The organism is Mycobacterium uberis (assembly GCF_003408705.1).
Lineage (GTDB): Bacteria > Actinomycetota > Actinomycetes > Mycobacteriales > Mycobacteriaceae > Mycobacterium > Mycobacterium uberis.
This window is the reverse complement of sequence record NZ_QAYL01000006.1, coordinates 231990-244492: the sequence shown is the minus strand read 5'-3', so window position 1 is coordinate 244492 and position 12503 is coordinate 231990. Positions and strand designations below refer to the sequence as shown.

The following is a 12503-nucleotide window of genomic DNA, read 5'->3' as shown; positions in this document are numbered from 1 at the left end:
ACCGAATACACCATGGCACAAGCGGGCTGGCCTAGGGCACGTGCCAAACAATGTCTCGCTGAAGCAGGCCGCGATCTTGGCCGATGCGGTGTTGACGCCATTATTGGCCGCAGAACAACGTTCGAGTAGTCTCTGCACTGCCTGATCAATGGGGACCCGGTTGGTGGGTGTCGGGAAGGCGTGGATTCACCGACCATCGGACCCACTGCTATATCCGCGTTGACTGCGCAAGCAGGTACCCGCTCATCTCGGCTGCCAAAACGTCGACATCGAAACATTTAGCTGAAGTTGTTTTTACACAGACACCCCAACCTATCACGTTCAGCCGGCACGATTATAATACTCGAAAATTTGCCGTTGGGTATCGATAAGCTGGAACGTCAGGAGAGCAAACCTATTTGCACCCTCGTTCAACCAGGAAACTACACACCACATAACCTACACACACGGCACGACGAAATACATTGCTGTAGCTTATTTTTCGATTTTTCGAAACCTCTTACACTGCAAAATAATCCACTGATACCTATTAGGAAGGCTTGGGGACATGATAGCGTAAAATCAGGTCATGGTCGCATGGGTGTACTAAATTTTGCAGATCGGTTCGATGGCTCTATCCAACACACGCCGCTTGGCTTCGAGTGTGTCACCCGCGCGATAGAGCCGCACAGTAGCCATACCCACGTCTCGCTGGACTGCGAGCATCGTGGCTGGTGCGTATCAGCGCACTCCGTGTTCGGCCAGCCTTTTGATCGCCGCTAAGGTCTTGGTAATCGCCGCCTCGAACTCCCGCAGCCGCACGAAAACAATCTTTCGTTCCCTGTCGGGCATTGCGTCGATAACCACCGACAGACCTGAGCGACCCGGGCCCATCTGCGTTGAAAACGTCAACGCGGTGCCACCACCATGAGGTGCCAATCGGAATCGCCACGTCGCCGACGGGTTGTCCGACTCACCAACTGCCCAGGCAAATTCTCGCAATTCATCACAGGCGATGATCTGTGACGTTGTGCTCCATTGTCCGAACGCGTCATGTGCATTGTATCCGACGAACCGGGCGCCGACCCGGGGCCGGTCAGCGCCATCGATCCATTCCACGGATTGCAGCTCATTACTCAGCGTCGGCATTAACTCAATATCGGAAACCAGGCTCCAGACCCGCCGCGGATCTGCGTCAATCCATGTCGATGCTTGCACAGCTGGCTTGTCGGCATAGTGTGCACCGGTCCATTCCACGAACCCCATTGTCCCCCGACCGGCCCGCGGCAACACTCCCGGTTTATGGCACCGGCGGGAACTCGGCCTGCCAGCTTGACTCGATTTACACGCCACATTGAAGGAAATTTTGGAGACTGCGGGAGTCTCAGCGTGACAATCTTGCGCACGATGGTGCCGAACTGGGATAATAGCGAACTACAATTTGTACTGGACACCGCAACATGTGCAAACCCCCTGCATCTTACCGATGGTTTCGGAATAGCTACGAACTGCCATGTCCGAAAGCAGATGTTGCCTGCTCTGATACAACAGGTTGTTGGACAGCACGTGGAAGATTTTGTCGCTGGTAAAGTTCGCCGAGCCGAAAAACAGATAACAGTAGCACATGTCGCGACATTAAATCCTTCGTCTCCTTGACGATGTATTCCTATGTTCCATAAAGGAAATAGCAACAGAAAATGCTTCGATACAGCAACGAGTGACCGTCGTTGATGACATTAATACTGCTGTTCGCAAACATTATTCATCCATCAGAAGGATTGGCCGACAGCTCAAATACCGCGGCACGAAGTTCTCCGTGAACATATTCACGCAGTATTAGCGGACAGACTCAACCAAAGCATCTGCCCTCCAGGAAAACACCACGCCGGGCGGAGACGAACAGGACCCGACGCGATTGGCGTGCGAATAACACGAAGTCGCCACCGACACCAGCTCGGTCGACGATCATGCCGCGGTGGGCCTGCCCATACGGGTATGTCAACCGATCGTCGGTTTGAGCTTGGCGGCACCTTCGGCATTAGCCGGTGAACAGAAACGAGTGTGCCGCCGACCGTCGATACCAACCACAATGTTGACATATTGGCCCGGCGTCGTCAGTGCCCGTGGCACGTGTGGTACCCAGCGCCTATATTAACTCCACCAATCGCCAATATAGCCGTCAATGCCGTACTAGGCATTTAAGTGTACCGGGTCTCAATCCAGGCCTTGTTTCCGGAACATCCTCCCGGAAGATGTCCGGATTTTTAGCGAATAGCTACACACTGCTTTGACTGAATAGCACAATTCATCAAGTAGTTAATGCGACTCTGTGATAGATTTCATACAGTGAACAATCGTCTTCCTAGTTCACGGTCTCATCGATCTGGCTGCGACCGCGTAATCCCGTCCCGTAAGGCGCGTAAAGAGGCGACCCGGCAAACTAGCATCGCCCGCTACACTCAATCTGCTGTAATTTTTCATCTTCAGTGGCTTGAGCCTGCGTGAGGTAATCCCGAAGACCGGGATTGTGCCGGCAACAATTCCACCATAACTTCGAGTTTATGGAGGCCCTCGGACTGGTCCTGATCAACGCGTCATTTCGTACCTTATATGATATGATGTGTGGAGCACGTGTCGGCAAGTTCGACTCAAGCTGGGTGATCGAGTCATCCGTTCAGGTCTTGGTCACCAATGGCGTCGAACGACATGAGCACTGGCTCCTTATCGGCCGGGAGCGCTTTGGCGGTGTCTCTGTGCTATGAGATCCAACTGATCACTTCCGAGCTGGCTGCCGATCTTGCACGTTTCCCAGGACTTAACACCCGGAGAACCGAAAAGCTCAATGCGCTTAAGACGTTGTTCGTTAACGCAATGATCGTCATCGCTGAGGAGATCGAAGACGCTCAGAATTCCGAAACGCTCGAAGACATCCGACGCATCGCAGTTAAGCAGCTATGGATGATCATTATTAAGTGTAGCCGCTTGGTGAAGCAGCCCCTAACGGAGTTCGCCTCCTCCGCGCAGTGACCAGCCGAACACCAACTAACCGTCGAGCACTTCGTATACCTAGTCATTTCGAACCTGTCGGGCTTCGCTCCAGTCCTCGGGTGAATCTACGACAACGTTGCCGTCGTCGTTGCGAAGCTCGTCGGAATCGGTGGATTCGCTCGCACTCAGCGAGTCACCTGGCCTTCCTCATTGCAGCCAAATCCACGAGGCCATACGCAACGGTTACCCTAGCCGTCAGCGATTAAACGCGGATCACGCTGCGTCGTCCAGATGGTCCGCGGATACCTGTTCGTTAGAGCTGTTACCGCGGAGCTCGCCATAGCGCTCACATCGTTAGGTCGCCGTTGGGTAGCACAATCTTACAGCCGTCGCTGAAACCGAAATGTTCGCAATACGACACATTTCAGACTTCGTTGCTTCAACAATAGGCAGAACAGCCCTCAACGTCGCAGCGGTCCAGCCATAGCCGCATCAGGGCCTATCTGAAACCTTAGTCGCGGACTGTCGGATCGCTGCCAATCGTTACGGGATACCAGCGCGGTTCTTCGGGGTGCACGTGCTTAATGAACTCTTGCATACCACATGTCATGGCTGTAACGGCAACCTTCAGGCACATACTAACCACGATATCTTTGAGCGCTCACGCGGGCACTGTCAACGTTCGCCTGCCAGGAACCAAACTCGGGCAACTTTATTCTACCAATTCCAAGCATGCACCGTTATTCATCGTCATGTTCGTGACCTAGATCCAATCCATCATTTACGATAAGATCATTGTTTTTTATCGTTCTCGATGAAACATCGTACATCGATATCGTGCGTAACATCGATATGAGATTAGAGCGGAATTCAGCATCCGCCACCAATCATGACTATATCCGCTTATAACAACGTTCAGGTGCAAACAGATAATGTCCTGGACAGTAAAAATCAGGCGTTAATGATCGCGCAGACTCAACTGGACGGAGGATGCATCCATCACACGGTACGCACAATTAAATTGGTATGTAAGGATTTTGATATGATTTGTGAGCGCATTGGCTCTTGGCAGACCAGAGATGGGCGACTTAGAGATTTCCATATAACCCAAGAGAAGATCACTGACAGCTAATCCAGAATCGAGCAGTCCCGTTTGCTGGTGCTACGCACCGCATGTACGCTCGATAGGCAGCATGACTGTCAGAAGGTGCAACACATCATCGCAGCAATAGAAGGTTACCCTGTACCAGGTACTGTATGGTTTCACACAACGCGCCATGCATCTGCATGTAGTGCTCGGTATTTGTAACAACATGTCGTTCGTCAAAATAGCTGTGAACTGCCGGGTGCTGCGTAAGTATGAGCCTATGACAACGCCTTTACTGTATAAGCAGATATTCGCCCGTCACGCCGAAGCCTAGGTCAGAATTATCAACCGTCTCGAACACGCAATAGATGAATTCTTACAAGCACCGTAACGCGCAAATATTTGCGACTACACCTAGAAATACAGTTAGGCTTTATTTTTAGTGGCTTACTGCCGTCAAGAAATGCAGCGAACGATGCTTTCGACTACACATGCCGACTTGGCCGATCCGGCAATATCCACGGTGGTTACCACCGAATATGGAATATGTCAGTGGCTGGCTACCTACGGTAATCTGGCCACGCACCCTGGAGTCGACCGGCACCAGTGCTGAGAAACGGACTTCATTGAGGCCATAGGTGATTGCGCGCTGTACTCTGTTGCAGAGTGTACAATCTGGCATTTCAGCCACGGCAGCAACGTTAGGGCTAGATAACCATCGGCGATAGTGCCACGGAACGGACCTACAGGGCTGCCCGTTTCAGGTCGACGAAAATCCATTGGCGATCGCCGGTCGCATCGGCCCAACTGATTGACGTTATCCTTGAGTGATCATCACCCAGTCACTCTGCCCGATCGTTGTCACTTACAGCGGAAGCAAAGTCGGCAACTGACTCGAAGATCTGCATGGTTCTCTCCCCGTGTTCGTGGGTAAGCATAGAATCCCTGCTGCTGATTTCCGATACCCATGTCCCACAACGTGCACTATACCTGTACGCACAGGCATAGTGACGAGACCGCAAAGGCAGATGTCGTCTAAGGTAATTCCACCGGTTACTGGGTAGAGCTCAAATTACTCGACGAACTGGAATCCAGGGCCGTTTGACTGGTCGCGTGCTGGGTAATAACGCTGGACTCGAACCGCGGTTGCGGCTGTCGGAACGAGCGTACATAAACGTTCACAGACGCATATTTTACTATCGAGACCGGGGCTGCGACCGACCGCTAAGCTTGGATGTTGCGACTGTATCCGGACATCTAGGTCCTGGTATGCGGGCATAGTCACATCCCGTGAGATACTACGATGACGACCAACCTGCGGCTGTCGAATCTTGAATCCCCAACAGATCGTAATCGGCAGCCGTTTTGCAACTACACGACCACGGTCGACAACAAAGCATCGACAAACGGAATCGTCCATCCCCTGGAAAAGCAGATTGTGTGCCGACGCCTACCCGGCATATCGCCAATATCCTAAGCGCTTGATGAACTTGGTTTCGGTCAAATCAATTTAGTGACAAAGGATTTAGAGACCAAACCAGTTAACCGCCGTGAACCAATCACAGCTATGTACCACAACAACTTTCGGTTGTACTATGCCTATTTCTTAACTACTGATAACATAGCCTCTATTAAGTTTTGAAAGACATCAACATCGTTCTAATAATCATATCGTGACTTGAACGTAACGAAGCCGAGCCGACTCTTGATTGTTAACCAACCGCGACAATTAGCTCCGGCCCTGACATGTGGATTCGGTCATGTATCTGTGCTTCACTCGCCCAGAACAGATTCGACCGCATCATGCGGCAGATAGCAGTTGAGATAGGTGGAAGCCATGAAGTTTATGCAGCAGATGCGAAAGTTGCTTGGCCCAGAGGCAAAGTTGCCGCGCCGGCTGACTAGCGCGGCTCTAGGAACTGCCCTGTTATCCGGTCTTGTAAGTACTGTCGGTGGTACAGCAACCGCGGAAGCGTTCTCTAAGCCTGGTCTTCCAGTGGAATATCTGCAGGTGCCTTCACCGTCTATGGGGCACACTATCAAAGTCCAGTTCCAGGGTGGCGGAGAACATGCAGTCTACTTGCTCGACGGGTTACGCGCGCGAGACGACTACAACGGTTGGGACATCGAAACCCCTGCTTTCGAAGAATACTACCAGTCCGGCCTATCGGTGATCATGCCGGTCGGCGGCCAGTCCAGCTTCTACAGCGACTGGTACCAGCCGTCGCAGGGCAACGGTCAGAATTACACTTACAAATGGGAGACGTTCTTAACCCGGGAGATGCCTTCCTGGCTACAAGCCAACAAGAACGTGTCACCGACCGGCAATGCAGCGGTTGGCATGTCGATGTCGGGCAGTTCCGCACTGATCCTGGCCTCCTACTACCCGCAACAGTTCCCCTACGCCGCCTCGTTATCAGGCTTCCTCAACCCGTCCGAGGGCTGGTGGCCGACAATGATCGGCTTGGCGATGAACGACTCGGGTGGCTACAACGCCAACAGCATGTGGGGCCCTTCCACTGACCCGGCGTGGAAACGCAACGACCCGATGGTACAGATTCCGAGGCTGGTCGCCAACAACACTCGGATCTGGGTGTACTGCGGTAATGGCTCACCAAGCGACCTCGGCGGCGACAACATACCAGCGAAATTCCTGGAAGGTCTCACACTGCACACTAACGAAAACTTTCAAAATACCTACGTAGCCTCGGGCGGACATAACGGAGCGTTTAATTTCCCACCCAATGGGACACACTCGTGGCCGTACTGGAATCAACAGCTAGTTGCCATGAAGTCCGACATCCAGCAGGTACTCAACGGCAGCAGCGACAATACCTGACACCATTCTTCCCGCAAAATTAAACAGCATCGACAACAGCACAACGACCAGAGCTGTTGTCGATGCTGTTTAATTTTGCGGGAAGAATTTAGTCACTAGAACGTTGCGACAACAGAAAGCGGGAATCACCAGTGAAAATTAAATATAATCGGCCGTCAATGTTCGCAATGATAACCGCGATCGCTAACCTTTAGGTTCCGCTAACGACCCAATACAATATCACACTCGGTTACAGCTATCAGACTGGAGAGCAGTCAACACCGTCCAGCCGTGCAGATTCGCCACCCAAAAATGGCACCTACACAGTTATCACGGTTATTACGCCGGCGACGAAGCACAACAAAAGCAGTGCAGCGGTAACCTACAACAACATGTCACCCCGGAAGCACACCAGAATACCCTCCTGAGTGCCTAAATGCAGTCACGCCGAATATGCTGCCCTTCCTGCTATCACCCACAACAATCGTGCCTCGTTGTCGAAAAACCCACGATTCAAAAGAAAATGGTTTCAGATGCGCCCAGTGCTCGCAGCGTGTAACCACGCGAGCAAAGCACAACGAACAGATCCGGCTAACAACCTAGGAAGTGGTGAGACGAGCGATGGACCGGAGCGGGATTGGCATCCATCCGGGGCGGTGTCGGGCCTCATACCCGGCTTCATAGACCGCTTTGTCAAGCTCGTATGCGGTCAGCAGCTGCGCCAAATCTCGGGGATCGATCCCCGATACGGTCGCGTAGCCATCGCAGAATGCGGTGCGGTTGCGTTCGACCCATTCCCGAGCGCGGGCGGCACGTTGCTTATCGTCGGCTTGGTCAACGAGTGGCCCGTAAGCAGCGTATTCAAAGGAGCGCAACATGCCCGCTACGTCGCGTAACGGAGAATCCGGCGCCCGCCGCTCGTCCAACGACTGACCCGGCTCCCCCTCGAAGTCAATTAGCAACCAGCCCTCCGGAGTACGCAGTACCTGCCCCAGATGCAGATCCCCGTGTACTCGTTGCACGGTAATCCTCCCATTCGCAAGCTTTTGGAATAGCTCTTCGATCGATGCCACGTACTGCCCAAGTTCAGGAACCGCCGCCACAGTCGACGATAACCGTGCCAATACATTGTCCACTGGAAAGGTGACCTGCGCCGTCCCCAAGCATTCAGCCAGGGTAGCGTGCACGGATGCAACGGCCTCCCCGAGTCGGTAGGATTCGCCGGCGAAGTCGCCACCGACTTCGTAGGCATACAAATCGCCCTCCGCAAACAGATCGCGAACGCTGGCGATAGCCATTGCCCAGCCTTCGGCGGCATTGGCTTCATATTCGGTCACCATACCTAATGAGCAGGCCTTAGTGGCAGCGCCCGTTGGCTCGACAATCTCATAGGTGCCAAGCAGTCGGGCCACGTGCGGGTTGCCGGCACGGCTCAACACCCGGCTTAGTTCAATGTCGGGGTTGATACCACTGCTGATCCGACGGAACACTTTGAAAATGGGTCCTCGATCGAAAATCACGCTGGTGTTGGATTGCTCGGTATCTGAAACTCGAGGTAGTGCGCCCAACGGCAGCTCAACATCAGGCTCCCTGGCAAACGTCACTTCGGCATCTGACGAGCTGCAGACGGCTGACGAAGTGATCAGCGACAGCAGAAATTGGGGTGCGGCCAGGTTATACAGCGCATCAAAACCCGTGCGATCGTCAGCAGCGCCGATGGTTGCCACAGTGCTGTACTCGATGACCGGCGCAGTATCCCACCCCACAATCACCTGGTAGCGTTCTGATGAACCGTCCATGTAGTCGACGTCCACCAACACCAAGTCGAGGTCGTCTCGAAGCGTAACGATTATCGCAGGCTCAGCAGCAGAAAGCACACGACTGCGTCCAGCATACCAACGTTGCTGTGGCATCCACTCAAACCAAGGCAGCTTGGCTGGCAGAGTCATCGGCGTCGCTCCTCCTCATCACTTCGCTCTGCATCGTCGCCGGCGCGGATCATGCGTTCTCCTCGTGTGCAGACAACTGAAACCAGTAGAACCCGTGTCCCGGCAGTGTCAGCAGATAAGGCAGGTGACCGATGCGCGGAAACTTCACCTGCCCGGTCAGTTCGACCGGCGTGTAGCCGTTCCAATACTGCAGGTTCAGTTCTATGGGTTGCGGGAATCGCGATAAGTTATTGACGCACAGCACAGTGTCTCGATCACCAGGTGTTTGACGTATGAAAGCCAGTACGGACGGGTTCGAGCCACCTAACTCCTGGAAAGTCCCAACGGCAAAGGCGCCGTGCCGTCGACGAACCGCCAACATGGTACGGGTGAAGTTGAGCAGCGACGTGGAGGTGTCGCGTTGCGCCTCCACGTTGACAGCCTGGTAGCCGTAGACCGGATCCTGGCTAGGCGGCAGATATAGCCGACCCGGGTTAGCCGTAGAGAAGCCGGCGTTACGGTCCGGTGTCCACTGCATCGGAGTCCGTACGCCGTCGCGGTCACCGAGCCAGATGACGTCACCCATGCCGATTTCGTCGCCGTAATAGAGAACGGGCGAACCGGGCAACGACAACAGTAGCGCGGTAAACAGCTCGATTTGGTTACGGTCGTTGTCCAGCAGTGGCGCCAGTCGGCGCCGGATTCCGACATTCGCCTTCATCCGTGGATCTTTGGCATACTCGGCATACATGTAGTCGCGTTCTTCATCGGCAACCATCTCCAGTGTCAACTCGTCGTGATTGCGCAGGAAAATCCCCCACTGAGCCATCTCCGGGATAGGCGGTGTCTGGGCAATGATCTCCGAGATCGGGAATCGCGACTCCCGGCGCACCGCCATGAAGATGCGCGGCATCAGCGGGAAGTGAAACGCCATGTGGCATTCGTTACCCCCGGTGCTGGCGTCGCCGAAGTACGCAACCACGTCTCCTGGCCACTGATTAGCCTCGGCCAGCAATACCCGTCCCGGGAATTCTTCGTCGACCACTTTGCGGACACGCTTGAGAAAAGCGTGCGTCTCAGGCAAGTTCTCGCAATTGGTGCCTTCACGCTCGAAGAGGTAGGGAACTGCGTCTAGTCGAAACCCGTCGATACCTAGGCCGAGCCAAAAGCGTAGAACATTGATCATCGCCTCTTGCACGCCCATGTTGTCGTAGTTCAGATCCGGTTGGTGGGAGAAGAACCGATGCCAGTAGAACTGGCGGCGGACCGGGTCGAACGTCCAGTTCGACTCTTCGCTGTCGACGAAGATGATTCGGGCTTCAGCGTATTTCTCGCTGGTGTCGCTCCACACGTAGTAGTCGCCGTACGGCCCGTCAGGATCGCGGCGAGACTCCTGAAACCATGGATGCGATTCAGAAGTGTGATTCATCACCAGATCAGTGATAACCCGGATACCCCGCCTGTGCGCGGCGTCCACCAATGCGACGAAATCGTCGACGGTCCCGAACTCTGGCAGCACCTTATAGAAGTCTCGGATATCATAACCACCATCACGCAACGGCGAATCATAGAACGGCGGCAGCCAAATGCAGTCGATACCAAGCCATTGCAAGTAATCCAGACGGTCTATGAGTCCTCGCAGATCTCCAGAACCATCGGCGCTAGCGTCATAGAACGCCCGTACCAACACCTCGTAGAAGACAGCATACTTGAACCAGGTTGGATCGGCAGGCAGTGTGACTGCGTTACCAAAGTCCTCGACACGCGGATGCTCGACCACACCCCCTTCGACGTGACTGCCTCTCGTGGGATCGTGCTCGCCAGCCTCAACGGTATGGACTGCGTCGTTCATCAAACCCACGATGCCATGGGTACCCGAGGAAGGACACCGGGAATCAGGTCTGAGATCAGGCGCTGCTCCAAACGAATTGGCTGACCAACAATCAGTATCCAACTGGATATCAGGCTGGAGGTCCTTCCGCCAACGTCACATTCGCGGTGCGGTTACTGCCTCCAGCAACGTGATAGTTCACCACGACGGTGTCCCCGGGGTGATGTGGCACGAGCACATCCGCCATCGTGGTAGCCCCGTTGACAGAGACGCCGTCGACCGAGGTGATGAAGTCGCCCACGGAGATCCCGGCCGCCCTGGCGGGACCGGTCTCGACCACACGCACAACCCGTACCCCATTGCCGTTGTTATCGACAACGCCCAGACCGAAAAAGGCCGTCGGGCCGATGTGTATAGTTTTCGACCCGGCACCAGACCGGATGGCACCGACAATCCTCATCGCCCGACCGATTGGAATGGCGAAACCCTGCCCGCCCAACATCTTATAGTTATCGGTAGCAGCAGTGTTCATACCGACCACCTGACCGTCGCTGTTGACTACGGGTCCACCCGAGTCGCCGGGTTTGATCGGAGCGTCGATCTGGATCAGCCCAGACAACGTCTCTTGGGCACCGGTCAGGGCATCAAATGCTTGGACGGTCTGGTTAAGGGCGACGACACGACCCCGCAACACACTGGGCTGCCCACCCTGGCCACCCGTGTTGCCTAGGGCCACGATTGGTTCGCCGATAACCACGTCGCCATCGATAATGGCGGTGGGCAGATTGTTCGCATCACGAAGTTGTAGCACCGCAACATCCTGAGTGCGATCGTAGCCGACCACGTCGACACCGTAGGTTTTGCCGTTTCCGACATCGAACGCACTGATAGCGGTAGCACCCGAGATCACGTGATTATTGGTCAGTACGAAACCGCTGGGATCGATAACGATTCCCGTTCCGGCTCCCACCGCGTTGTTGTACCCGAATTTAGTGCTGATGTTGACCACCTGCGGCGCAACCATCGCACCGGGATTGGGCGGCAAGGGTGGTCGGTCGCTGAGCCAGTCGAGCACCAGAGTGGGCAGTCCAGACGGTGTAGCGGACGCCGGCGCCGAGACCAGGACCAGACCTAGCGGCAACGTGGCCAGCACGCTGACCAACCATGACCACCAGAGTGAACGGTGGAGTCGTTTGCTCATCCCGTAACCTCCTGCATCCAGCTAAGAACCAGAAATTGTCCCAGCCTTTGGGTCTGGGTGGCACGACTTTGTGTACATCAAGCTAATGCAGATTGCTATCAAGCAGATTGCTGTCAGCGACATATTTGGTATATCGCTCCGGCCGTCGAGGACGCTTCCGGATTGCCAAGGTCCCTGACAGAAGATCCGCAGGACCAACGTAATGGGGTTACGCGAGGTGATAGCTGACGTCGCTGGACATGTCGATAAAGGTGAGATCGCGGTAGGAATACCGCCACTTGTTGTCGACCCGCTCAAAGTGGTCGTGGTATTGGCCGGTGACGATACCTGCAGCGTAAACTCCTCAATACTATTGCCACACGGTGTAGTGGCTACGGCAGGTCGCAATGCAAGCGTCCTCGTTGCCCTCAATGACCGGATTGCCAACCACGTGTTTGGCTCGTGGTACGCCATCGGGATAAAGCACGATCAACGACTTCCAGATAGCCAGCAACCGGCAGGAATCGACTGTGTCGTCGGCGCCGATGCTGATACTAGCCTGCTCGAAGAGGACGGCCGCCCCGCCAGATAACCACTGTTGATAGGTTCGGCATAACGATAGAGGAAATCTGCAATGCGCATCTCTGCCCGCACTCAACTAACCTACCGCGCGCCTAAACAATGCGATAATT

The 12503-nt window shown here is 54.6% G+C and carries 7 protein-coding genes and 2 pseudogenes; 4 read left to right on the top strand and 5 right to left on the bottom strand.

All coding sequences use genetic code 11. The features are described 5' to 3' along the window. Positions 1-720: 720 nt before the first annotated feature. Together MUBE_RS05570 and MUBE_RS18870 are read right to left on the bottom strand one after the other, a co-directional pair. Positions 721-1245, bottom strand: coding sequence for an SRPBCC family protein (locus MUBE_RS05570; protein WP_116539769.1), 525 nt, complete (start codon positions 1243-1245; stop codon positions 721-723). Positions 1246-1977: 732 nt separating this feature from the next. Beyond that, positions 1978-2109: a hypothetical protein gene (locus MUBE_RS18870; RefSeq protein WP_279386667.1), complete on the bottom strand. Its 132-nt coding sequence runs from the start codon at positions 2107-2109 to the stop codon at positions 1978-1980. A 216-nt stretch (positions 2110-2325) separates the two neighbouring features. On the opposite strand from MUBE_RS18870, the pseudogene MUBE_RS05560 reads away from it, so the two are divergent. The 3 genes and pseudogenes from MUBE_RS05560 (at position 2326) to ag85C (ending at position 6893) form a co-directional block, all read left to right on the top strand. Next, positions 2326-3006, top strand: a pseudogene (locus MUBE_RS05560) (TetR family transcriptional regulator). Between the two features lie 1954 nt (positions 3007-4960). Then, positions 4961-5531: pseudogene (locus MUBE_RS20000) on the top strand (metallophosphoesterase family protein). 360 nt (positions 5532-5891) lie between these two features. After that, positions 5892-6893, top strand: a complete 1002-nt coding sequence (gene ag85C / locus MUBE_RS05540) for a diacylglycerol acyltransferase/mycolyltransferase Ag85C (RefSeq protein WP_116539818.1) — start codon at positions 5892-5894, stop codon at positions 6891-6893. 578 nt (positions 6894-7471) lie between these two features. Here the strand turns inward: ag85C and MUBE_RS05535 are convergent. The 3 genes from MUBE_RS05535 to MUBE_RS05525 all read right to left on the bottom strand — a co-directional run bounded on the left by MUBE_RS05535 (position 7472) and on the right by MUBE_RS05525 (position 11832). Continuing rightward, on the bottom strand, positions 7472-8821 hold the full coding sequence (locus MUBE_RS05535; RefSeq protein ID WP_116539766.1) for a maltokinase N-terminal cap-like domain-containing protein: 1350 nt from the start codon (positions 8819-8821) through the stop codon (positions 7472-7474). A gap of 49 nt (positions 8822-8870) precedes the next feature. Continuing rightward, on the bottom strand, positions 8871-10652 hold the full coding sequence (treS, locus tag MUBE_RS05530) for a maltose alpha-D-glucosyltransferase (RefSeq protein ID WP_116539817.1): 1782 nt from the start codon (positions 10650-10652) through the stop codon (positions 8871-8873). A gap of 109 nt (positions 10653-10761) precedes the next feature. Continuing rightward, complete coding sequence (locus tag MUBE_RS05525; RefSeq protein ID WP_116539765.1) at positions 10762-11832, bottom strand: S1C family serine protease; 1071 nt, start codon at positions 11830-11832, stop codon at positions 10762-10764. A gap of 202 nt (positions 11833-12034) precedes the next feature. Between MUBE_RS05525 and MUBE_RS15605 the strand changes: the two genes are divergently transcribed. Next, complete coding sequence (locus MUBE_RS15605; RefSeq protein ID WP_165849717.1) at positions 12035-12403, top strand: hypothetical protein; 369 nt, start codon at positions 12035-12037, stop codon at positions 12401-12403. Positions 12404-12503: the final 100 nt, after the last annotated feature.